This window comes from Curtobacterium sp. L3-7 (assembly GCF_048756585.1).
Classification (GTDB): domain Bacteria; phylum Actinomycetota; class Actinomycetes; order Actinomycetales; family Microbacteriaceae; genus Curtobacterium.
Genome location: NZ_CP151474.1, coordinates 2,482,138 through 2,503,851, shown reverse-complemented (window position 1 = coordinate 2,503,851; position 21,714 = coordinate 2,482,138). Strand labels below are relative to the sequence as shown.

General features: G+C 71.9%; 23 protein-coding genes and 4 tRNA genes. 7 read left to right on the top strand and 20 right to left on the bottom strand.

Going from position 1 to position 21,714, the window contains the following annotated elements; all coding sequences use genetic code 11:
* Nucleotides 1-16: 16 nt before the first annotated feature.
* From AAEP80_RS12205 to AAEP80_RS12180, 6 genes are all read right to left on the bottom strand, one after another.
* Nucleotides 17-1,669, bottom strand: coding sequence for a SulP family inorganic anion transporter (locus AAEP80_RS12205; protein ID WP_420364612.1), 1,653 nt, complete (start codon nucleotides 1,667-1,669; stop codon nucleotides 17-19).
* A complete protein-coding gene (locus AAEP80_RS12200) occupies nucleotides 1,666-2,784 on the bottom strand; it encodes an AI-2E family transporter (protein WP_420364611.1) in 1,119 nt (372 codons plus the stop codon). Before AAEP80_RS12200 ends, AAEP80_RS12205 begins: the two co-directional genes overlap by 4 nt.
* Nucleotides 2,785-2,897: 113 nt before the next feature.
* Nucleotides 2,898-4,274 carry a hypothetical protein gene (locus AAEP80_RS12195; RefSeq protein ID WP_420364610.1) on the bottom strand — a complete coding sequence of 459 codons (1,377 nt, stop codon included), beginning with the start codon at nucleotides 4,272-4,274 and terminating at the stop codon, nucleotides 2,898-2,900.
* A complete protein-coding gene (locus tag AAEP80_RS12190; protein ID WP_420364609.1) occupies nucleotides 4,271-4,573 on the bottom strand; it encodes an SHOCT domain-containing protein in 303 nt (100 codons plus the stop codon). Before AAEP80_RS12190 ends, AAEP80_RS12195 begins: the two co-directional genes overlap by 4 nt.
* 9 nt (nucleotides 4,574-4,582) lie before the next feature.
* Nucleotides 4,583-5,008, bottom strand: coding sequence for a DUF6325 family protein (locus AAEP80_RS12185; protein WP_420364608.1), 426 nt, complete (start codon nucleotides 5,006-5,008; stop codon nucleotides 4,583-4,585).
* Between the two features lie 8 nt (nucleotides 5,009-5,016).
* Nucleotides 5,017-5,433 carry an SHOCT domain-containing protein gene (locus AAEP80_RS12180; protein WP_420364607.1) on the bottom strand — a complete coding sequence of 139 codons (417 nt, stop codon included), beginning with the start codon at nucleotides 5,431-5,433 and terminating at the stop codon, nucleotides 5,017-5,019.
* 154 nt (nucleotides 5,434-5,587) lie between these two features.
* Between AAEP80_RS12180 and AAEP80_RS12175 the strand changes: the two genes are divergently transcribed.
* From AAEP80_RS12175 to AAEP80_RS12165, 3 genes are all read left to right on the top strand, one after another.
* Nucleotides 5,588-5,845: a DUF6458 family protein gene (locus tag AAEP80_RS12175; RefSeq protein ID WP_420364606.1), complete on the top strand. Its 258-nt coding sequence runs from the start codon at nucleotides 5,588-5,590 to the stop codon at nucleotides 5,843-5,845.
* Between the two features lie 46 nt (nucleotides 5,846-5,891).
* Nucleotides 5,892-6,557 (top strand): GAP family protein, encoded by a 666-nt coding sequence (locus AAEP80_RS12170; RefSeq protein WP_420364605.1) that lies wholly within the window; start codon nucleotides 5,892-5,894, stop codon nucleotides 6,555-6,557.
* Nucleotides 6,558-6,665: 108 nt separating this feature from the next.
* Nucleotides 6,666-8,303, top strand: a complete 1,638-nt coding sequence (locus AAEP80_RS12165; RefSeq protein WP_420364604.1) for a SulP family inorganic anion transporter — start codon at nucleotides 6,666-6,668, stop codon at nucleotides 8,301-8,303.
* Nucleotides 8,304-8,535: 232 nt separating this feature from the next.
* On the opposite strand, the gene AAEP80_RS12160 is transcribed toward AAEP80_RS12165, so the two are convergent.
* Genes AAEP80_RS12160 through AAEP80_RS12145 form a run of 4 tightly spaced genes read right to left on the bottom strand, consistent with a single transcriptional unit; the run spans nucleotide 8,536 to nucleotide 12,277 of the window.
* Nucleotides 8,536-9,333 carry a LysM peptidoglycan-binding domain-containing protein gene (locus AAEP80_RS12160; RefSeq protein WP_420364603.1) on the bottom strand — a complete coding sequence of 266 codons (798 nt, stop codon included), beginning with the start codon at nucleotides 9,331-9,333 and terminating at the stop codon, nucleotides 8,536-8,538.
* Complete coding sequence (locus AAEP80_RS12155) at nucleotides 9,330-10,016, bottom strand: hypothetical protein (protein WP_420364602.1); 687 nt, start codon at nucleotides 10,014-10,016, stop codon at nucleotides 9,330-9,332. The genes AAEP80_RS12160 and AAEP80_RS12155 overlap by 4 nt, the downstream gene beginning before the upstream one ends.
* 51 nt (nucleotides 10,017-10,067) lie before the next feature.
* Complete coding sequence (locus tag AAEP80_RS12150; RefSeq protein ID WP_420364601.1) at nucleotides 10,068-11,603, bottom strand: sensor histidine kinase; 1,536 nt, start codon at nucleotides 11,601-11,603, stop codon at nucleotides 10,068-10,070.
* Complete coding sequence (locus AAEP80_RS12145) at nucleotides 11,600-12,277, bottom strand: response regulator (protein ID WP_420364600.1); 678 nt, start codon at nucleotides 12,275-12,277, stop codon at nucleotides 11,600-11,602. The genes AAEP80_RS12150 and AAEP80_RS12145 overlap by 4 nt, the downstream gene beginning before the upstream one ends.
* 152 nt (nucleotides 12,278-12,429) lie before the next feature.
* On the opposite strand from AAEP80_RS12145, the gene AAEP80_RS12140 reads away from it, so the two are divergent.
* Complete coding sequence (locus AAEP80_RS12140; protein WP_420364599.1) at nucleotides 12,430-13,038, top strand: hypothetical protein; 609 nt, start codon at nucleotides 12,430-12,432, stop codon at nucleotides 13,036-13,038.
* 61 nt (nucleotides 13,039-13,099) lie between these two features.
* On the opposite strand, the gene AAEP80_RS12135 is transcribed toward AAEP80_RS12140, so the two are convergent.
* From AAEP80_RS12135 to AAEP80_RS12105, 7 genes are all read right to left on the bottom strand, one after another.
* The gene (locus AAEP80_RS12135) at nucleotides 13,100-13,846 is read right to left on the bottom strand and encodes an FAD:protein FMN transferase (RefSeq protein ID WP_420364598.1); all 747 of its coding nucleotides are present in this window, start codon (nucleotides 13,844-13,846) and stop codon (nucleotides 13,100-13,102) included.
* Nucleotides 13,843-14,313, bottom strand: coding sequence for an FMN-binding protein (locus AAEP80_RS12130; RefSeq protein ID WP_281264492.1), 471 nt, complete (start codon nucleotides 14,311-14,313; stop codon nucleotides 13,843-13,845). Before AAEP80_RS12130 ends, AAEP80_RS12135 begins: the two co-directional genes overlap by 4 nt.
* The gene (locus AAEP80_RS12125; protein WP_420364597.1) at nucleotides 14,310-15,746 is read right to left on the bottom strand and encodes a ferric reductase-like transmembrane domain-containing protein; all 1,437 of its coding nucleotides are present in this window, start codon (nucleotides 15,744-15,746) and stop codon (nucleotides 14,310-14,312) included. The genes AAEP80_RS12130 and AAEP80_RS12125 overlap by 4 nt, the downstream gene beginning before the upstream one ends.
* Nucleotides 15,747-15,851: 105 nt before the next feature.
* The gene (locus AAEP80_RS12120) at nucleotides 15,852-17,249 is read right to left on the bottom strand and encodes a HAMP domain-containing sensor histidine kinase (protein WP_420364596.1); all 1,398 of its coding nucleotides are present in this window, start codon (nucleotides 17,247-17,249) and stop codon (nucleotides 15,852-15,854) included.
* On the bottom strand, nucleotides 17,249-17,929 hold the full coding sequence (locus tag AAEP80_RS12115) for a response regulator transcription factor (protein WP_281264489.1): 681 nt from the start codon (nucleotides 17,927-17,929) through the stop codon (nucleotides 17,249-17,251). Before AAEP80_RS12115 ends, AAEP80_RS12120 begins: the two co-directional genes overlap by 1 nt.
* 164 nt (nucleotides 17,930-18,093) lie before the next feature.
* Nucleotides 18,094-19,347 carry an MFS transporter gene (locus tag AAEP80_RS12110; RefSeq protein WP_420364595.1) on the bottom strand — a complete coding sequence of 418 codons (1,254 nt, stop codon included), beginning with the start codon at nucleotides 19,345-19,347 and terminating at the stop codon, nucleotides 18,094-18,096.
* Nucleotides 19,344-19,913 carry a winged helix-turn-helix domain-containing protein gene (locus AAEP80_RS12105; protein WP_420364594.1) on the bottom strand — a complete coding sequence of 190 codons (570 nt, stop codon included), beginning with the start codon at nucleotides 19,911-19,913 and terminating at the stop codon, nucleotides 19,344-19,346. Before AAEP80_RS12105 ends, AAEP80_RS12110 begins: the two co-directional genes overlap by 4 nt.
* A 160-nt stretch (nucleotides 19,914-20,073) precedes the next feature.
* On the opposite strand from AAEP80_RS12105, the gene AAEP80_RS12100 reads away from it, so the two are divergent.
* Nucleotides 20,074-20,532 (top strand): anthrone oxygenase family protein, encoded by a 459-nt coding sequence (locus AAEP80_RS12100; protein ID WP_420364593.1) that lies wholly within the window; start codon nucleotides 20,074-20,076, stop codon nucleotides 20,530-20,532.
* 113 nt (nucleotides 20,533-20,645) lie between these two features.
* A complete protein-coding gene (locus AAEP80_RS12095) occupies nucleotides 20,646-21,059 on the top strand; it encodes a hypothetical protein (protein ID WP_420364592.1) in 414 nt (137 codons plus the stop codon).
* 41 nt (nucleotides 21,060-21,100) lie between these two features.
* Here AAEP80_RS12095 and AAEP80_RS12090 read toward each other — a convergent pair.
* The 3 genes from AAEP80_RS12090 to AAEP80_RS12080 form a co-directional block, all read right to left on the bottom strand.
* Nucleotides 21,101-21,175 (bottom strand) — tRNA-Val (locus AAEP80_RS12090).
* Nucleotides 21,176-21,191: 16 nt separating this feature from the next.
* A tRNA-Cys gene (locus AAEP80_RS12085) sits at nucleotides 21,192-21,265 on the bottom strand.
* A gap of 82 nt (nucleotides 21,266-21,347) precedes the next feature.
* Nucleotides 21,348-21,419, bottom strand: a tRNA-Gly gene (locus AAEP80_RS12080).
* 212 nt (nucleotides 21,420-21,631) lie between these two features.
* Here AAEP80_RS12080 and AAEP80_RS12075 point away from each other — a divergent pair.
* A tRNA-Val gene (locus AAEP80_RS12075) sits at nucleotides 21,632-21,704 on the top strand.
* Nucleotides 21,705-21,714 lie beyond the last annotated feature (10 nt).

Here is a 21,714-nt window from a genome sequence, read left to right as displayed (position 1 = left end):
GACGGCGACGGCCCGGTCACGTGACCGGGTGGTCCGTCCGCACCGCGTCCACCGCAGCCGCGTTGCTCGGGAACACTTGCGCGTCCCCGACCAAGCCGAAGTGGTCGAGCTCCGCACGGAGCGCCGTGCGGACCCGGCTGAAGGCGACCTCGACGTCCTGCTCCCGGCACCAGTCGAGCGCCTCGGCCGCGACGTCCGCCGCCGTCGTGTCGACCCCGGTGATCGCCTCGCAGTCGAGTACGAGTGTCCGCACGTCGTGATCGGCAGCCGCTGTGACGGCAGCCCGCACGCCGTCGCCGAACCGCTGGGCGTTCCCGAAGAACAGCGGCCCGGCGAACCGGAGCACGACGACCCCGGGGGCCGTCGTCACGCTGTCGTCCCGCACGGCCCGGAAGGCACTCATCGGCTCACCGGACGGCGCGATGACGTCCACCGGTGGTGCGGCCGCCCGACGGACGACGTCGACGAGGGACAGGACGAACGCGATCACGACGCCGATCACCGGTCCGAGGAACAGTGCGCCGAGGAAGCAGACCGCGGCGACCGCGAACTCGAACCGGCGGAGCCGCCAGAGCCTGGCGAAGTCCCGGAAGCCGAGCAGCGGGACCACGGCGACCGCGACGATGGCGCCGATCGCGGGTGAGGGGATGTCCTCGAGCAGCCCGGTACCGAAGCAGACGACCAGCAGCGTCAGCACCGCGGCGACGAGCGCCGGCAGCTGCGTCCGCGAGCCCGCCTGGTCCATCGCGGCGGTCCGGGACGCGGACGAGCCGACCGCGAAGCCACCGGTGATCCCGGCACCGAGGTTCGCCGCCGAGAACGCGAGCAGGTCCCGGTTCGGGTCCTCCGTGTAGCCGTGCCGCTCCGCGTACCGGCGGGCGACGAGGAGCCCCTCTGCGATCGTCACGAGCGTCAGCGCGAACGCGCTCGGCACGACCTGCAACCACTGGTGCCAGCTGATCTGCGGCCAGGTGAACACCGGCGGCCCGGCCGGCACGCTCCCGAGCACGTCGACGCCGGCCTTGTCCAGGTGGAACACGATGAGCACGAGCGTCGACGCGACCAGCACGACGAGTGCCCACGGCACCGCGCGCAACCGGCGGCCGAGGACGAGAACGACGATCGCGCCGACCGCGATCACGACCGACCAGCCGTTCGTGGTGCCGAGCCCGCTGACGAGCTGCCCGACCTTCTCGACGAACTCCCCGCCGCTGTCGATGTGCACCCCGAGCATCTTCGCGATCTGGCTGACGAGGATGTCGAGCGCCAGGCCGCCCACGAACCCGACCAGGATCGGCGCGGACAGGAAGTTCGCCAGGAACCCGAGCTTCAGGACTCCGCACACCGCGAACAACACTCCGCCGATGAGCGCCTGCGCGAGCGCGAGTTGCACGTAGGCACCGCTGTCCGCCGCGACCAGACCCGTGAGCGACGACCCCACGAGCGCCGCAGCCGCAGCGTCCGGGGACGCGACGAGTTGCCGTGTCGACGCCAGCAGCGCGTACAGCGCTGCCGGCACGATGAGCGCGTAGAGCCCGGCAGTCGGTGGCAGCCCGGCGATCTGCGCGTACCCGATGTTCAGGGGGATCGCGATCGCCGCGAGCGTGACGCCGGCGAGGAGCTCGGTTCGGAGGTTGCCGCGGCCGAGCCCGGCGAGTGGGCGGTTCATGCGTGCATCCCCTTCCGCTGCTGCTTCTGCTGCTTCGGCTGCTTCTCCTGCTTCTGCTGCTTCGGTGGCGCCAGCCCCTCGACGTCGCCGAGCGCCGGCCGGATCCACCGCGACTCCGGGTTCGCGTCCACGAGCAGCGCCCGCACCAGGAGCGTCAGCGGCAGCGCGAGGATCGCGCCGAGCGGCCCGAGGACCGCTGACCAGACGACGACCGACAGGAACGCGATGGTCTGGTTGAGGGACACCGCCGATCCGACGACGTGCGGCTGCAGGCCCGACTGGATGACCCCGTTGACGACGGCGTAGATCACGATGACCGCGACGGCGTTCTGCCACCCGTTCGCGAGCAGCGCCAAGAACACCGGCGGGATGATCCCGATCCAGTACCCGATGTTCGGGATGAACCCGGTGATGAACGCGAGCAGGCCCCAGAGGACCGCACCAGGGATCCCGAGCAACCACAGCGCGAGCGTGTCGAGCGCTGCCACCGCCGCACCGAGCAACGCAGTGACGACCATGTACCGCCGGACGCTGACGGTGTACGCGAACAGCGCGTCGACGAGCAGCGGACGGAACGGGTGGAGCCGCGCGGCGATGAGCCGGCCCCACCCGGCGTCGAGGGTCATGAACACGATCAACGACAGCACCAGGAACGTCGAGAACCCGAAGCCGAAGACACTCCCGACCAGTCCGGAGGCGAACGCGACGATCTTGGTCGGATCGAACTCGGCGAACACCGCGCTGACCTGCTGCTGCCCGATCCCGACAGCGCTCAGTGCGTCGCCGACGGAGTGCTCGAGCTCGGTGAACTGCGCCGAGTACTGCGGGAGGAGCGTCGCGAACTGCGCCACGGAGATCACCAGCGCGAACGAGAACCCGATCGCGAACAACAGCACGAGGACGATGACGACCGCTGATGCGAACCCACGGCCCAGTCCGATCCGCTCCAGGAGCACCCGCGCCGGCTGGACGCAGATGGTCACCACGAGCGCGAGCGCCGTCGGTCCGATGATCGACGAGAACCGCGCGCACCCGATCGCGATCACGACGGCGGCCGCGAGCCCCAGGACGAGCCGCAGTCCGCGAGCACCCGCCGCATCCGTGCGGTCCGCCACCTCAGGATCGGGCGCGGACTGGAGGCTCGGTGCGGCACCGCGCGCACGTCGCCTCCGGAACCATCCGAGTCGCATGCCATGCCTCCTGGGTTCGTCGGGGTCGCGGTGCGACGCTATCCGCGGTTCGTGGCGAGCTGGTCGTCCCGTTCGGGTGAGACGCCGTCGGCCGCCGGATCGGTGTGGCCGTCGCCCCGTGCGGGCCGCGCGAGCAGGTCGATGATCCCGACCGCGACGAGCGACGACACGAGCGTCCACACGATCAGCCCGGGTGAGAGTGGTCGGTGCAGCGCGATCACCGCGGCAGCCACCACGGCGACGAGCACCAGGAGCGGTACCCGGAACCGGTCTAGTTCCACGCCCACACGGCCCGTCGTCACGCCCCGCGCCTCGGCAGCACGCCGCGCACCGGCGGTCAGGCGCCCCCACCCGGCGCGCAGTCGCACCGCTGGCCGCGACGACCCGGCGAACCACGCGGTGACGGCGACCGCGAGTGCGAGCACCGTGATCGCGACGGAGGCGCTCAGCACGAACGCGACGACGGTGTCGTAGATCACCCGAGCGGCGTTCCGCGGCATGAGATCGGGGGCGAGCGCACGGACCGTCACGACCCGGCCGAACGCGAGGCCGAGCATGGTGACGGCCATCGCGATCGCCACGCCGATCCCTGCAAGCGAGAGTGCCCGAGCGCGGCGACGCGCCATCACGACGCCGATGCCGATGCAGGCGACGGCGAGCCACGGCAACCACGCGGCGGTCACCTGGACCAGGGCGTATGCGGTCTGCGCTCGGACGGCCGCGTCGGACGTCGCGATGACGACCGTGCGGTCGACCGCGGGGATCCGCGATGCGAAGCCGAGCCCCTGGTCGATCAGTCGCTGCTTCACCTCGGCCACGATCGGGCCGAGCTGGATGCCGATCGACCCGTCGGCGGCGATCGCCACGGCGGCCCGCTGCTCACCGGTGAGTGACCGCACGAGCTGTGCGTGTCCGGTGCGGAGCGCACCGTCCCACAGCGTGGTGAACGCGTCGGACGCCACGAACCGCTGCACGGTCTGGTGGACGAGGTTCTCCACACCGGTGCTCGCCGGCGCTTCGAGCGCCGACAGTGCGCTCGCTGCGCGCGGCGGCAGGTCCAGCTGCCGGAGGCCGTCGAAGACCGTGCCCGTCAGCTGGCGGACGTCGAGGTGCTCGTCGATGACGTCGTTGGTCTCCGCCGTGATGAAGCTCTGCACCGCAGGATCTCGTGCGAGCGGGGAGAACGTCTCGACGAACGCCGCCGTCGACGACGTTTCGCGGCTGGCCCACGTGGTCACGACGACGACGGGTGCAAGGATCGCCCCGACGACGATGAGCGCGGCCGACGGGATCACCCAGCCGAAGCCGCGCCGCCCCTGGTGGTGGCGCCCGGCCACGGTTTCGTCGAGCGCCGCACGCAGGCGCTCGTTCTCCGCCCGCAGCGCCGCGAGTTCGTCGTCGACCGGAACGTTCACGGCGCGAGCAGCCGTTGCTTCGCGGCCGCGAACTCCTGGTTCGTCAGGAGCCCCTGCTGCCGCAGTGCGCCGAGCCGTTCCAGCTCCTCCATCAGGTCACCGGTGCCCGGTGCCGGTACAGGAGGCGCCGCCGGCACCGTCTGCTCCAGCTCGTACGCGTCCGCGTCCGCGCGCTCCTGGGCGGCACGCTGCTGGTGCCCCATGACCGCACCGCTCACGGCCGTTGCCGTCCCGGCCACCACCGCGGTCCTCGCTGCCATGCCGAGCAACCCCGGCCGGCCGAATCGTCTGAACAGCATGATCCGTCCTCACTCGATGTTCGCCGCGACCGCGATCGCGTTGAGTTCCGGCGCGGGGATCCGCACCGTCTCGAGGAGTTGTGCGCCGCTCTCCGCGAACCGTTCCGCGAGGGACTTCGCCCAGAGCTGTTCGATCACCGCGATCGCAGCCGAGGCGCCCGGTGCCAGGTCGTCCGCGATGCGCTCGACGTCCTCGTTCCCGGTGATGCCCCTGGCCTCGAGCTCGAACGCGTCGAACGGGCTGCCGGCCGGGAGGTCGTCGATCTCGATCACCTCGACCGCGCCGCCACCGTCCCGGCTGACGACCAGGATGTCGAGCAGCCGGACGGTGTCGGCGGCGATCAGGTCCGCCAGCGCACCGAGCACGCGCGCATCGGGGAGACGCCCGCGGTATCGGATCACGAAGACCTCGGCCGGACCGAAGTCGAAGGTCACCACGGGGCTCACACCGCCGCATGGGCGGCGGTCGGCGCGGTGCCGAGCACCTTCGCCTTGAGCGCGTCGTACTCCGCCTGGGTGATCGTCCCGGCGTCGAGCAGCGCCCTGGCCTTCGCGATCTCGTCGGACGGCGAGCTGCCGGCGACGTCCCGGATGTACCCCTCCGCCGCCTGCTTCTGCTGCGCTGCCGCCGCTGCGCTCCGATCCGCCATCCCCCGTCCGCGAGCGATCAGGTACACGAACACCGTCAGGAACGGGACGAACACCAGGAAGAACGCCCAGATGGCCTTGTACCAGCCGCTGAGCTCGTGGTCGCGGAAGAGGTCCGCGATGACGGCGAAGAGCGCCATGAGCGCCGCGACGAACGCGAAGCCCAGCAGGCTGTACCAGACGATCGCCCAGAACGTGTACCAGAAGTCCATGATCGTGTTCCCTTCCGAGATGCGGTTGAGACGGGTCTACCGGCGTCAGCGTCCACGCGGCACCACCCGCATCGGGCGATGTGCGCCGGTGCGGCCATCCGCTTCGATCGATCCGTCGGCCGGATCTGGTCGACCCGACGGACCAGGAGCGGACATGAGCATCGGTGGCGGCATCTTCCTCCTCGTGGTGGGCGCGATCATGGCGTTCGCGCTCGACTTCCAGTTGGTGGGTGTGGACATCCAGCTGATCGGCTACATCCTGCTCGGTGCCGGCGTTCTGGTGATCCTCCTCGGGATCATCAGCAGACTCCGGCGCCACCGGGTCGAGTCCATCTACACGGTCGCCGTGGACCCGGCCACCGGGGAGCGCATCGTGCGCCGCCGGACGGAAGAGGGCGGCCCGGAGAACTGAATCGTCGCCGGCGATCCCGACGGGCACCGGGTACCGAGGGGACAGCATGCTGATCGTGATCGGGCAGGTGCTGCCCCTGGCGCTCGCCCTCGCGCTCAGCTCCGTGCCCATCGCGTCGGCCCTGACGCTGCTGCTGCGGAACCCGCGCCGATCGGCTGCCGTGTCCTTCGCCGTCGGGTACACCACTGGGATGGCAGGCCTGGTCGGACTGCTCGCGTCGTTCCTGCCGGTTCCGCTCGGTGGCGACGTGTCCCTGGGGGTGCACGGCCTGCTCGAGATCGCGCTCGGCGTCGCGGTCGTCGTGCTCGGGATCGTCACCGTGCACCGTCCGGCCGGGGGCGGCCGCCTCGGTGCAGGACTGCACCGCCTCACCGGCGCGCTCGGCGGCCTGGGCCCCGTCCTGGCGCTGCTGCTCGGGATCGCGCTCGACCTGCGGCCCAAGTCGGTGCTCGTGGCCGGCACCATCGGCGTCGTCATCGCCGGCGCGACACCGACGGGCGGCGATGTACTGGTCGCGACGACGATCGCCACGGCCCTCGGCGCGAGCACCGTGATCGTGCCGGTCGTCGTCGGCGCCGTCCGCCGCGGGCGTGCGCGAGCCTGGCTCGAGGCCTTCGACCACTGGATCACGAGGAACGGCCGGACCGTCACGGTCGTGGTGCTGTTCGTCATCGGCGCGGTCGTCATCGGGAACGGTCTCGGCTCGCTCTGACCGCCTTTCACCCGGTGCAGGTGATGGCTCGCCGTCCGCCCCGGCGCAGGGTGGTGATCCAGGGCCGTCCTGCTCGCGACGTTCCCGATCGACCTCTGAGGACCGACGATGCCGGCGACACCGCACCGACCGACGTGGCTCGCCCCGACACTCCGCCACTACGACCGCTCCTGGCTCGGCCGCGACGTCCTCGCCGGGCTCGCCGCAGGAGCGGTCGTCATCCCGCAGGCGATGGCGTACGCGACCATCGCCGAGCTCCCGGTGCAGGTCGGTCTCTACACGTGCATGGCGCCGATGCTCGTGTACGCGATGCTCGGCGGGTCGAGGGCGATGAGCGTGTCGACCACGTCGACGATCGCGACCCTGACCGCGACGACGTTCGTCTCCGCCGGCGTCGCCGCCAGCTCCGACGCACCTGAGCGCGCACTCGCCACCCTCGCGCTCCTGGTCGGGATCGTCCTGCTGCTCGCCCGGCTCCTCCGGCTGGGAACCATCGTCGAGAACATCAACCTCGCGACGACGATCGGCGTGCAGATCGGCGTCGGTGCGACGGTGGCCGTCGGGCAGCTCCCGAAGCTCCTCGGCATCGACGACTCCCCGTCGGGCAAGGGCTTCATCCGCTCCCTCATCGCGGTCGCGGAGGCGATCCCGAAGGCGCACCTCACCACCATCGTGCTGTCGGTCGTGTCGGTACTCGCACTCGTGGTGCTGCGTCGGTTCCTCCCCCGGGTCCCTGCGCCGCTCGTCGTCGTCGGGGGCGGGATCATCGCCTCGGCGGTGTTCGGGCTCGCCGCACGAGGCGTCGAGACCATCCAGCCGATCCCGTTCGGGCTGCCGGTCCCGGCCGTCCCCGACGTCACACTGGTGCCGGGGCTCCTGCCCGGCGCGATCGGCATCGCGATGATGGCCTTCCTCGAGTCGGCGGCCGTCTCCCGCGGCATCCGCAAGGTCGACGAGCCCCAGATCGACAGTGACCGCGAGCTCCTCGCGACCGCGGCGGCGAACCTCGCGGCCGGGTTCACGCAGTCGCTGCCCGCTGCCGGCGGGTTCTCGCAGAGCGCCGTCAACCAGCGCGCAGGTGCCCGGACGCAGCTCGCGGGGATCGTCACCGCAGCGCTCGCCGTGCTCGTCGCGCTCGTCCTGGGCCCGGTGCTCGCGCTGATGCCCGCTGCGACCCTCGCTGCCCTCGTGATGGTCGCCGTCATCGGGCTCATCGACATCCGTGCGCTCGCCCGGCTCGCCCGGATCAGTCGGCGGGAGTTCTGGCTCGCCGTGGTGACCGCAGCGGTCGGGCTCACCGCCGGCCTCCTGCCGGCGGTGCTCGTCGGCGTCCTCGGGACCTTCTTCCTGGTGCTGCGCGAACTCCAGCGTGTCCGGATCGTCCCCGGTGTCGCCACGGGGACCTCGCTCGGCGCGCGCATCGAGGGTGCGGTCTACACCGCGAACGTCCTCGAGTACGAACGGACGCTCCTCGAGACCGTCGACGCGGCGACCGACGTGCGCACCTTCGTCCTCGAACTCCCCCGCATGCACGACACGTCCGTGACGGTGCTCGACGGACTCGCGGACCTCGACCGCGAACTGCAGCAGCGCGGCGTGACGCTCGTGCTCGCCGACATGCCGGCGTCCGCGGTGGACATGGCCCGCCGCACGCGCTGGTTCCAGGGGCTCGAGGACGCCGGCCGCGTCCGCGGACGCGCGACACCCGCCACGGCACCGTCCGACCGGCGGCCGACGGATCGTTGACGCCGGACGGGAGCCCGGATCACCGCCGCCCCACCCCCACCGTCCGTCAGGCAGGCGGGAAGACGTGGCCGTTCCGCCACGACGCCGGGGCAGACGTGCGCACTCCTCAGCGGTCGTCGGTGCCGCCGATCGTCGGTCGGCATCCCGAGCCTGACCGTGGACCGACCGCAGCGGATCGCCTCGGTCGGGTGACTCAGTCCGGCGTGATCCGTCCGGTCGGCGCTCCGTCCGGTCAGCGCTCCGTCCGGTCGAGGTTCAGTGTCTCGCCGGCCCGCAGGTCGTACGCCAGACCGAGCGCCTGCCGTGCGCTGAGGTACCGGAGGTCGGCGACGGTCACGCCGAAGCGGCGCCCGATCGCGTGGAGGGTGTCGCCGTCGGCGACGTGGTACCACCTCGGCACGCCGTCGATGCTCTCGACGGAGCCCGTCGCGCCGGCCAGCTGACCGGAGTCGTGCACCGTGAGGCCCGGGTGCCGATCCGGCGTGTGCCAATCCAACCGCGAGACGCCGAGGACCGTCCACGGAGCGGTCTCGGGCCGGTCGACCAACACGACGGTCCGGAGGAAGCTCGGATCGTCCCCCGCTTCCTGCAGGGCGAACTGCCGGTCGGGGACCTGCGCCGTCTCCCCCGGCGCTCCCCAGGCGTCGTAGCCGAAGCTGACCCCGTCGGAGATGGTGTCGCCGACCCGCTCGTCGAACTGGCGGAAGAAGATCGCGAGCGGCTGCCCGAGGGTCGACCGGTACGCCGAGGTCTGCACGACGTAGGCGTCGTTGCCGGTGGCGACCACCTGCAGGTGGATCGACGCGCGACCGTCCGCGGTGGCCAGGTCGGTGTCGAGGACGACGGTCCCTGCTGCCGGTGCCGGGCCGGCCGGGTCCGCAACAGCCGTCGGGGTCGCGGACGCGGTCGGACTCGCCGTGGCCGGTCGTTCGTTCGTCGCGGCGTGGTGCGCCGAGCCCGCGGTCGCGCAGCCCGTCACCGTGAGCACGGCGGCGAGACCGAGTGCCGCGACACCCGTCCGGCGGATCACCGCGTCGTCCCGGGCAACGGCGTCTCCTGGCGCACCCCGGCGGCGACCGCGACCGAGCGCAACTGGGCTTCGAGCGCCTCGCCGTGCAGGTGCTTCGCGAAGCCGATCACGGTGCGGTAGAGCGGCAGGTCGATGGTCGTCCACTGCCCGTTGTCCACGATGACCCGGAGGGCGTCGACGGTGCCGAAGGTGTACCGGCCTGCGGCCTTCGTCTCACCGCTCGAGACCGCGCGCACCTGGTTGCGCGGGATCCCGACGACGAGCCGCGGCGTCGTGCCGCCCACGTAGATGCCGATGCCGTTGTGGTGGGCGACGACCGTCGCGTGTCCACGACGCGGGACGTCCGGACCGGGCTCGGCGCCGAGCATCGCGGCGGTGCGGCGGACGTCGGTCGCGAGGTCCTTCGTGAAGAGCGCCGGAGCGAGGTGCGCACCGGGATGGGCGAGGGCGAGTGCAGCCTCCCGCCGTCGGGTCGACGCGTTCTGCGCCGCCAGGACGATCTCGATGATCGCGAAGATCGCAGCGGCGTAGAGGAACAGCGTCCCGATGACGGTTCCCGTCGACATGCCGGCCTCGTGCTCGCGCCACGCCAGGACGCCGAACCGCAGCACGAGGTACGCCGCCACCACGATGATGCCGATCAGCCCGCCACGACGCCGGCCCGTTCCGTTGCTGTTCCCCACCCGGACACCGTAGCGAGTCCCCACCGTTCGACGGGCAGTCTGGACGATTGCTCAGGTCACGATCCCGCATCCTCCGGTCGGCAAGCTGATCGGCTGCAGACCACTCTGCCCGGTCGGTGTGTGCTGGTCGGTCGTTGCCGGGATCGTGAGCACGAACACGGTGCCGACTCCCGGTGCGCAGACGAGGTCGCCGCCGTGCGCCCGAGCGATGCCCCGTGCGATCGGTAGGCCGAGCCCTGCTCCCCCGCCGCTCGCCGCCCGAGCAGCGTCGAGCCGGACGAGCCGGTCGAACACACGCGCACGGTCGACCGCCGGGATCCCGGGCCCGTCGTCGGCGACGCGCACACGGCCCACGTCGCCCAGCCGGTCGATCTCGACCACGACGTGCCCGGCGCCGTCGGTCGCCCTGGCGGCGTTCTCCAGGAGGTTGGCGAGGACCTGGCCGATCCGGTCGCCGTCCGCGGACACGACGACTGCGCCATCCGTCTCGGAGACCTGGACGGTGAGGCCCGGCGAGCGGAGCCGTGCACGGTCGGCCTCACTCCTCGCGATGGCGCCGAGGTCCACGGACGCTGGCTCGAGCGCGAGGCCGCCGTCCACCCGCGCCATCAGCAACAGGTCGTCCACGAGCCGCGCCGCCCGACCGGCCTGCCGGACCACGTGCACGGCGAGCTCTTCACGCTCCACCACGTCGGGGCGTGCACGCACCAGGGTGTCGGCGGCAGCGGTGATCCCGGCCACCGGCGTCCGCAGCTCGTGTGCGGCGTCCGACAAGAAGGACCGCATCCGGGCCTCCGCCGAGACGGCCTGTCGTTCCGCACCCTCGACGGCGTCGAGCATCTCGTCGAAGGCCACCGCGACTCGACCGATCTCGGTTCCCTGGCGGGCCGGACGGAGGCGCCGCCCGCGGTCACCGTGCGCGATCGAGCGTGCGGCGTTCGTCATCACGTCGAGCGGGCGCATCGTCCGCCGCACCACGATGACCAGGCCGACCGCCGCCACGAGCATGAACCCGACGGACGCGGCGAGCATCACCCATCGGAGTTCGCCGAGGACCTCGTCGACGGGGCCGGTTCCGGCGGTGAGCCGGATCCGCGAGCCGTCGCTCAGGGTCGACACGAGCGTGACGATCCGGTCGCCCTCGGTGAGCCGCGAAGACCTGATCGTCACGTGCGATGCCGCGCCGGTCCCGGTCGTGGAGGGATCCGCCGTGGAGTCGCGCGCGGGAGCGGCCGCCGGCGCGGGGAGGGTCCCGGGGTCCGGTGGACCGTGCCGCAGCTGGTCCGGGCTGGGACCGGCCTCCACGGAACCGCCGTCGGCGGCCGTGATCGTCACCGAGAGGCCCTGCATCGACAGCCGGTCGGCGAGGTCAGCCGCGTCGACCGTCCCGACGAGGGCGGCCGCCGCCGAAGCACGGTCGCGCAACCGGTCCTCGACCTGGGCGCGGAGCCGGTCGCCGAGGGTTGCCTGCACGACGACACCGAGCGCGCCGAGGAGGACCGCCAGCAGGACCAGGACCGCGACGACGGTCCGCATCCGGAGCGAACCGGTGCGGAGGACCGACGCGCTGGGCGCCTCGCCGTTCACGCCGCCACCGCACTCAATCGGTACCCGAGACCGCGCACCGTGTGGACGAGTCGTGGGCCGTGCACTTCCATCTTCCGCCGGAGCGCGCTGAGGTGGACCTCGACGAGGTTCGGGTCGACGCTGTCGTACCCCCACACCTGCGTCAGGATCTGCCCCTTCGACAGGGTCCGGCCGCGGCTCTCCGCGAGGAAGGCGAGCAGTCGGAACTCGGTCGCGGTGAGCTCGAGCACGACACCGGCGCGACGCGCGACCGCGGCGTCGGGGTCGAGGACCAGGTCGCCGACCTGGATCACAGCCGGCACCCGACCACGGCGGCGGAGGACCGCGGTGACCCTGGCGACGAGTTCCGCGATCGCGAACGGCTTCACGACGTAGTCGTCAGCGCCCTCGGCGAACCCCCTGAGCCGGTCCTCGACGTCGTCCCGGGCGGTCAGCATCACGATGGCAGCGTCCGACGAGGTCCGCACGCTGCCGGCGAGCTGGATCCCGCTCGCACCGGGGAGCATCCAGTCCAGGACCACGAGGTCCGGGACGAACGCCGCGAGGTCGCGGTGGAGCCCGGAGCCGTCTGGCGCGTCGAGCACGACGAGGCCCTCGTCGCGGAGGGAGCGTGCGACGGAGACACGGATGGTCTCGTCGTCGTCGATGAGCAGGACGCGGGCTGGACTGGGCACGGCGGACACCGTACGTCCGTGATTCGATCACGAAGCCTGGAACGACCTGGGGAGCACCTGTGCTTCAGTCATGCTTCAGATTCGACTTCGACCGTGGTCCACGTCGGCAGCACAGCCGACCCGGCACCGCCGGACGACGAAGTGGAGACACCATGGAGAACCAGAACCAGAACCAGAACCAGAACCAGAACCAGAACCAGCACGACGAACCGACACGGGAGTACCCGCGAGGCGGCCTCGGCCAGGGCGCGCAGCCGACCGAGCAGTTCGCCGCCGCCGAGGCCCCGGCTCCGGCGTCCGCCACCGACCGACCCCGTCGTCTCGGGCGGCGGATCGGGATCGGCGCGGCGATCGTCGCCGTGCTGATCGGCGGCGTCGGTGTGACCGCGGCGGTGGCCGCCGGTGCCGACGGCGGGAGCACGCCGGTGGCAGCCCCGTCCGGCGCACCCTCGGGCAAGCCGTCGGGCGCTCCATCCGGAGCACCGTCGGGCGCGCCGACGGGCGCACCGACGGGCGCACCGACGCCGGGTGCAGCAGTACCCGGCGCGGCGGGACCCGGTGCTGCGGGTGGACCGGCCGGTACCTGCGCTCCGGGTGCCGGCGGAGGACCGACAGCTGCAGCACCCACCCCGCCGAAGGACGGGCCCGCACCGGACGGGGCCGCTGCCGCTCCGAACCCGACCGATGCCCCGAAGCCGCCGAAGGACGCTCCGGGGCAGTCCACGGATGCGCCGAGCGCATCGCCGACCAGCGGTTCCTGACCGGTCGGCAGCCCCTGCCGGACGACGGTCCGTCGGGGCTGCCGTCGGCTCCGGGGGCCGATCAGGGCACCTGTGCCGCACCGGTGGTGACCCAGGAGGATGCACCGGGCGTGGCCCAGACCCTCCCGTCCGCCCCGAAGGCCAGGACGTCGACGTCGACGTCGCTCGTGAACCCACCGAGGTCCTCCTCGTCGCCGGCGACGATCGCGGTGGCGAGCACGTCGGCGGTGACGACGTCGTCGGCGACCACGGTCGCCTGCACGAACGTCGGAGCCGTGCGTCGCCAGATGTGCTCGCCGCGTTCGGCGGTCCCGGAGGTCGCGACCGCACGACGGGGCGCGTCGAGACGGACGACGCCGACGACCCTGTCTCGGTGCGCCGGGTCGACCACCCCGACGCTCCACGGCTCGACACCGCGGTGCATCCCACGGACGAGCACGTCGCCGCCGGCGCTGATCATCCAGTCGGCACCCGCCTCGTCCAGCACCGCTCCCGCGTCGCGGATGGCGAGTGCCTTCACGACGCCGGAGAGGTCGACCACGCCGTCGGGGCGGTGCGGGGTGAACGCGCCGCCGGTCCGCTCCCGCCAGTCCAGAGCAAGTGCGTACACGTCGCGGACCTGCTCCGGGGTGTCGGCGAGCCGGATCGTGCCGTCGGCCACCCGACTGAGGACCGATGACGGGTCGTAGAGGCTGTACCGGTGGTCGTAGCCCGCGAACACGGCGCGGACCTCGGACGCAGCCGCCGCGGTCGCCCCGCGGAGACTGACGACGGTCCCCATCGTCTCGAAGGTCAGGACGTCGTTCACAGTCCCGCCTTGTCGATCGCGGACTGGAGCGAAGTCGTGTACCCCTCGCTCGTGAAGGTCGCGCCGCTCACGGCCTGGATCGAGGCGGACTGTGCGGCGAGGGCCTCCTGCCGGAGGATCGGTGCCGCTTGCTGGCTGATCTGCACGGATCGACCGTCGTGGTCGGTGAGCTGCAGGGCGGTGACGTCGGTGATCTTGCCACCCGCGACGGTGATCCGGACCTGCACGGGGCCGTACCGGGTCTGGGTGGCATCACCGGTGAACGTGCCTGAGACGGACGCCCCGCCGGTGCCCGACGCCGTGCTGCCGGAGGACCCGCTCCCCGACGATCCGCTCCCCGACGCGGAGCTGCCGGACGTCGTACTCTGCGACGGCGCGGTGACGGCAGGCTGGCCGCCGAGCTGCCAGCCGATGACGAGGACCGCGATCGACGACACGATCCCCCCGACGACGGCGCGCGCCCTCATGACTCGAACCGTTCCTGGTGGATCTGGTGTTCGGGGACCCCTGCGAGCCGGGCCTCGCGGACGACGAGGTCCGACCAGGCGCGGGGCCCGCAGACGTACAGGTCCGACTCGAGCAGCCGCGGGAAGACCGACAGCAGGGTGACGCCGCGACGGAGGTCCTCCTCGGGCATCCAGGTCGCTCGGGACCGAGCACGGTGTCCGACCATCGCGAAGAGCCGGGTGCCCGTCGTCGCCGCCAGGTCGGCGGTCTCCCGCCAGAGGTACTGCTGCTGCGCATCGCTCCCACGCAGGAGCACCGTCGCCTCGCCCGGTCGGAGGTCGGTGTCCTCCAGCAACGCTCGGACGGGCGTGATCCCGATCCCCGAGGCCACGAGCGCCAGGTACGGCGCCGTCCGGGCGCGGCTCGTGAAGAGGCCGTACGGACCCTCGAGCGAGACGAACGCCCCCGGCCGGATCCGACCCAGTCGCGACGACCCCGCGCCGAGGTCCCGGACGGTGATGCGGGCCCGGTCACGTCCGGGCACCGCCGAGAACGACACCGGGTGGGCGTGCCACCAGGTCGTCGCCGTCCAGAACCGCCAGACGCCGTACTGTCCGCCGCGCGCGCCGAGTCGGTTGAGGTCGCGCCCGGCGAGGTGGATCGACACGACACCGGGGGCGATGGGCTCCACGCCGACGACGCGGATCCGGTGCCGGACGGTCACGACGAACGGCACCGCGAACCGGTACACGGCGATGAGGCCGAGCGCGAGGACGTACATCGCGATCCAGTACGCCCGCTGCCACGTCCCTGCCGCGAGCACGCTGCCCGCGCTCAGCATGTGCGGCAGCGCGACGAGCACCGCCGCGTAGCTGAGCAGGTGGATGACGTGCCAGGCCTCGTACGGCAGGCGCCGACGCACGGCGACGAGCGAGGACACCACGACGGCGACGAACAGGCCGAGCCCGAGGTACGCCAGCGGCATGTCCGGCGTCGAGAAGAGCGCGATCGTCTCGGCGATCGGCCCGGTGCCCGCCGACGCGCCGTAACCGAGTGTCAGGAGCGCTCCGTGCGCCAGCAGCAGGTACAGCACCGGCTTGCCGAGCGATCGGTGGACCGCGATCGCCGTGTCCTGCCCGAAGGTGCGGTCGATGAGCGGCACCCGGGCGGCGAGCACCAACATCACGAGGACGAGGTCGGTCGCGATCAGCCCGGCGACGATGCCGGCGTCGGTGAGCCACCCACCGATGCCGACGACCGAGTGCGATCCGGGTGACGCGAGCCAGAGCGCCACGGCGACCGCGGCGGAGATCCAGGCGAGGATCCCGAGCAGGTCGGTGGTCGCACTGCGACGACGTCGGGACCGGTCGCGGCGACGCGCGGCGACGGCGAGGGGTTCGGTGGCCGGGGCCGCTGCGAACGGGTGGGCCGTGGGCCGAGCGGTGTCGATCATCGGCTCGTTCCTCTCCAGCATGTGATCGGGTGACGCTCAGCATCGACACCGGCCCTTGGGAGGAACCCGGAACGGGACGTGGACTTCGTTCGAGACTTCGAGTGATCAGGCTCGCCGTGGATCGGCTTCGGTGCGGGGCAGCACGACCGTCGCGACCGCGCCGCGCTCCTCGCCGTTCCGGAGCGACGCGGTCCCGCCGGCCCGTTCGGCGATCCCACGGACGAGCGCGAGCCCGAGACCGCTCCCGGTACCGTTCCCGCTCGGCGCCGTCCGACGTGAACTGTCGGCTCGGGCGAACCGCTCGAAGGCCTTCGGCAGGAAGCCCTCCGGGATCCCGTGGCCGTCGTCCACCACGCGCAGCACGAGCCGGCGCGTCGCATCCTGTTCGAGCTGCACCCGGACCACGCCGCGGGCGTCCCCCGCGGCGACGGCGTTGGCGACGAGGTTGTCGACGACCCGCGCGAACGCTGCCGGTTCGACCCCGTACCGCTCGTCCGGAGCGTCGACGGCGACCGAGAAGTCGATGTCGCGGTCTCCCGCGCCGTGTGCCGCCCGCGCCCGGTCGATCGAGCCCATGAGCTCGGTGACGAGGTCGGCGGCGGCGGTCGGCGGCGCCGGCTCCGCCTCGTCGAGCCGGCTCAGCTCGAGCATCGTGTTCGCGAGGGCCACCAGCCGCGCGGCGTCGTCCTCAGCGGCCTGCAGCTCCCGGGCGAGCGCGTCCGCGTCGCCTGCCGACCGGTGCGCCAACTCCAGCCGTGCGGTGAGCGCGGCCAGCGGGGTCCGGAGTTCGTGGCTCGCGTCCGAGACCATCCGACGCTCCCGCTCGGCGTTCTCCCGCTGCCGGTCGATGAAGGCGTTCAGCGTCCGCGCGAGCGCCGCGAGTTCGTCGTCGGACGTCCCGACCGGCAGGTGCCCGCTCGTCCTGCCGGCGCTGAGGTCCTCGGCGGTGCGGCGCATCCGCCCGACGGGTCGGAGTGCGAGGGTCGACAGGAGCCACGCGGCCGCGCCGAACGCGAGCAGCGCGAGGACCGTACCGACCGCGAGCGACCGGTCGACGCGCGCGACCGTCTCCTCGCCGGCGCGACCGTCGTGCGCCGCCCAGACCACGAAGGCCCCGTCGTCGTTCACCACCGGGGTGCCCACCACGGTCATCACCCGGTGCCCGGCTTCCGTGCGGAGCGTCACTCCGCCTTCGGGGACGTCCGTGGGCAGCACGGACCGCACCTCAGCGGGGAGCGAGTCGACCACCCACCGTCCCGATGCGGAACGGATGCCGACGAGGACACCCTCGGCGGGCCGGTCCGGTGGCTCGTCCGGGTTGTGGAGGAGGTCCGAGACGAACGGGGCGGCGTCGCCGGACGCGAGCGACGCGTCCGACGCCAGCGACGCGCGCTCGATCTGCACGTGCAGCACCACGGCGACGCCGCACAGTACGACGGCCCCGACGACGAGGCTCCCGAGCGTGATACGGGCGCGGATGGACAGTCGACGGAAGACGTTCATCAGGACGCGACGACCTCGAGCGCGTACCCGACGCCGCGGACCGTGCGGATCGCGACGTCGGCCCCTGCTGCGTGCAGCTTCTTGCGCACGTAGCTGACGTACTGGTCGACGATCGTGGGGTCGAAGTGCTCGGCGCTCCCCCACACCTCCCGCAGCACGTCCGCTCGCGTCCGCGGCGACGGCGACCCCTGGACGAGGAACCGGAGCAGCGAGAACTCCTTGACGCTCAGGGGCATGTCGCGGCCGCGGACCGACGCCCGGACCGCGACGGTGTCCAGCCGGACCGTCCCCGCCTCCACGATCGTCGCGGTCCCGGCAGCGCGCCGCCGGAGGTGGGCGCGGATACGGGCGTTGAGTTCGGCGATCGCGAAGGGCTTCGTCAGGTAGTCGTCGGCACCGGAGTCGAGCCCGAAGACCCGGTCGTCCACGGCGTCACGTGCGGTGACGAGCACCACCGGGAAGTCCTCCCCGAGCTCTCGGAGTCGTCGGCAGACCTCGAACCCGGTCATCTCGGGCAGCATCACGTCGATCGCTGCCGCGTCGAACGACTGTGCGCGCGCGGCGACGAGCGCGGCGATCCCGTCGCCCACGACGGTGACCGTGTGCCCCTCGCCGGTCAGCCCTCGCTCGACGAGCGAACGCATCTCCGGGTCGTCCTCGACCACCAGGATGTTCGCCACGTCACACCCGAGCGTCCCGCTCGACGCCCGTCCCTCCGGTGATCGCCACACGCATACCAGCGATCGTAGGCCCGCATCCGCCCGACGGGAGGCACGGTGCGGGCCGGCACCGAGCCTCCCGTCCGGCGGATGGCCGCGCCGGTCGGCCACCGCGATGCCGGTCGTCAGCCGGGAGGGCTGCGGAACCGCCGTGGGAGCAGGACGAACGCCAGCACCGCGGTGATCGCGTAGGCGGCGGCTTGGACCTCCAGCAGCGGCAGGATGCCGAGCGGTTCCTGGAGGAGACCGGCGACGGTGATCCCGATCGCCTGACCGACCGCTTGCCCGAGCCCGAGCGCAGCGAACGCCGTCCCACGGACTGCGCCGTCGACTGCCTGCTGCAGCAGACTCGTGAGTCCGGCGCCCATGAACACCGCCGGCACACCGATCGTCGCGAAGAGCACGGCGTAGACCGGCACGGCGTGGGTGACGAACGACGCGTTCCACACGAGGACGGTGATCACCGTGAACGTGCTCGCACCGATGAGGGCGAGCCGAAGCGCGTCGATCCTCGCGCCGAGGACCCCCAGTGCGAGGCCGGCGCCGATCGCCCCGATCGCCTGTACTCCGCGCAGCAGGCCGACGTCTGCCGCGTCGCCACGGATGACGTCGGTCACGAAGAAGACGAACAGGACGAGGAAGAGCCCCTGCGCGATCGACGCGACCGTGCTCACCAGGACCAGGTGCCGCGTTGCACGGTCGCCGAGGGCACGGAGGACGCCGCCGGTGTCCGGTCCGATCGGAATGGGGGAAGCAGGCGGAGCCGGATCGACGCGTCGCCCGTGCGGCACGCTGAGGACGAGGGCAGCGGCGACGACGTACGAGGCCACGTCGACGAGCGCCACCGTGCCGATGGACCCGACCGCGAGCAGCACGCCGCCGAGCGGGCCACCGATGATCCGGCCGAGGTCGTTGTTCAGCCCGACGAGAGCATTCGCCGAGTTCGCCCGATCGAGCCCGACGAGCGTCGGGAGGAGCGCGTTCTTGGCCGGCAGGAAGAACGCGCCGAACGACGCCTGCGCGACGATGACGGCGTAGACGAGCGGCAGCTCCGACCGGTCGTGCACGAGGAGCAGCGGCAGGAGGGTGAGGGCCTGACCGAGCATCGCGACGACCATCACGCGCCGGTGTGGCAGCCGGTCGGTGACCCGCGCGACGACCGGGGCGAGCAGCACGGGCGGGGCGAGTTCGAGGAGGAACGCGAACGACGTCCCGACGGCCGATCCGGTGAGCCGGAGGACGACGAGCGGCAACGCGATGAACATCAGCCAGTCGCCGGTGTCCGACACGAGCCCCGCGAGCCAGAGCCGTCGGAACGCCGGTACCGCCATCGCCGAGCCTGCGAAGCCACGGCGCGTGGCGGGCGGCGTGCTCGTCATCGGTCGGGGCCGAACCCGAGCCGCGGGAACGCGCTGAGTGAGAGGTGGACGTGTTCGGCGTCACCGGGGGTGTTCGCCCGCGTCGCCTGGATGTACGGCCGGACGACGGCATCGAGCCGCGCGACGACCTCGGCGAGTTCGGTCGGTGTCAGCGCGAGCCCGTAGCTGGCGTGGACATCCGCTGCCTGCCAAACCCCCGGGACCGCGTCCCGACCGCGGAGGTACTCGCGCAGGAGGTGGTGGTCGAGCTCGATCGACGCCGCCAACATCCGGTCCAGTCCCGCCACGTCCGCCGGATCGACATCGTCGGTGGTGAAGCCGGTGATGCTCGTCCGCCACGGCCTGGACCGGCCGTCGCCCGACGGGTCCGGTTCGACCAGTCCGTGGGACGCGAGCACCCTGAGGTGGTAACTGCAGTTCGACGGCGTGTCGCCCACCGCCCGGGCGCATTGCGACGCCGTCGCAGGGCCCGATGCCGCCAGGTACCCCAGGACGTCGAGCCGTACCGGGTGCGACAGTGCGTCGAGGACGCCGGGATCGGCGAGATTGGGACGGTTCTCCTGCACGGCGACTCCTCGACCTGAAGTGGATTTTCAGATCGTACGTCCGACCGTCGCGATCTGCAAATGTCTTTCAGGTCCAGCGTGGACGATGATCGTTCCTGGACGAAGGGAACATCGTGGACACCATCCCCACCGTCGGCGCCGACCATGCCGAGGACCGCACGTGAACGCCCTGCTCGTGGCCCAGCTGGTCCTCGTCGGGTTGCTCGCCGGCGAGGAGCTGATCGTCCGGTGGGGTGTCCAGCCGGCGATGGCCGCCCTGCCCGACGACGCGCACGTCCGCACGCGCATCGCACTGGTCAAGTCCCTCAAGGTCGTCGTGCCGATCCTGATGGTCCCGGCGGTACTGGCGTCCGTCGCCGTCCTCGTCGTCGGCGGGACAGGCGACGGGCTCGCGTGGCGGATCGCCGCGGTGGCTGCCCTGACGGTGTTCGTCCTGGCGTCGTTCCTCGGGACCGTCCCGATCAACATCGGTGTGAACGACTGGGACCCTGCCGATCCCCCGGCGGACTGGAAACGGATCGTGACGCGCTGGGAACGCATCGACGTCCTGCGTTCGAGCGCGGCGGTGATCGCGTTCGTGCTCTCCGCGATCGCCGTCGTCCAGGCCTCGAGCACGTGACGCCCGCGAACCGCCGTCGTCCCCGCCGCGCGGACGATGGGCGGCGGCCGGTCGCGAGCGGGGTGCCCTGGTGGCGGACCCCGTGGTGGCATCCCCGCCGGTGGGAGGCTCGCATGTGGGTGGTGCTCACCGCCGCTGCGGCTGGTGGAGTCGCCCGTGAGGTCGTGCACCCGTTCTACGAGGACGCTGCCGACGCGCTCGTGCACTGGCTCGGGCTGCTGCCGTTCGCCGTGCTGCTGACGTACGTGCTGGTCGGCCGGTGGAAGAAGGGCATGACGGTGCTGTGGCGGCCGACGTGGCCCGAGGCGCGCCGCGTGCTCGTCGTCGCGCCGCTCGCATTGTTCGCGGTGCGGCTGCTCATCGAGGACGACGCTTCGTGGAGATGGCTCTTCGCCGGCATCGCCACGGTCGTGGTCGCCCTCGCCGTGGCGCGTGGCATCTGCGTGGTGCGCGACCGACGCCGGCGAACCGACGTGTACGGGAACGTGGCCGCGGATCCGTACGCGGCGACGTCGCCGACCCGGTAGCAGGAACGGCGAAACCCCCGGCCGCGGCCGGGGGTTTCAGGTGGTGGGCGATACTGGGATCGAACCAGTGACCTCTTCCGTGTCAGGGAAGCGCGCTACCGCTGCGCCAATCGCCCAGAGAGAGTTGAATTCTGGAGGTGGGGACGGGATTCGAACCCGCGTGGACGGCTTTGCAGGCCGCTGCCTAGCCTCTCGGCCACCCCACCATCGAGGTTCACGTCTCCGTGAGTACCCGAACGGTGGGATACCCTCTGGTGAGAAACCGGATCCCGAGGGAACCAGTACTCGAGCGGATGACGAGATTCGAACTCGCGACCCTCACCTTGGCAAGGTGATGCGCTACCACTGCGCCACATCCGCATGTCTGACCCGCTCTCGCGGCGACTCGTAAACTGTATCCGACTCCGACGCGTTTCTCCAAAATCCTGGGTGTTCACCGGGCGTGTCCCCCGAGTTCATGCGGATCGAGGGGCATCGGGTGCGACACGAAGCACCGCGACGCGCGCGGAGGCACCGTCGTGTTCGGCACATGCCGCGACATCCGCTACTATCGATCCGCACGCAAGTGCAGGGGGCGATTGGCGCAGTTGGTAGCGCGCTTCGTTCACACCGAAGAGGTCATCAGTTCGAGTCTGGTATCGCCCACAACCCCAAG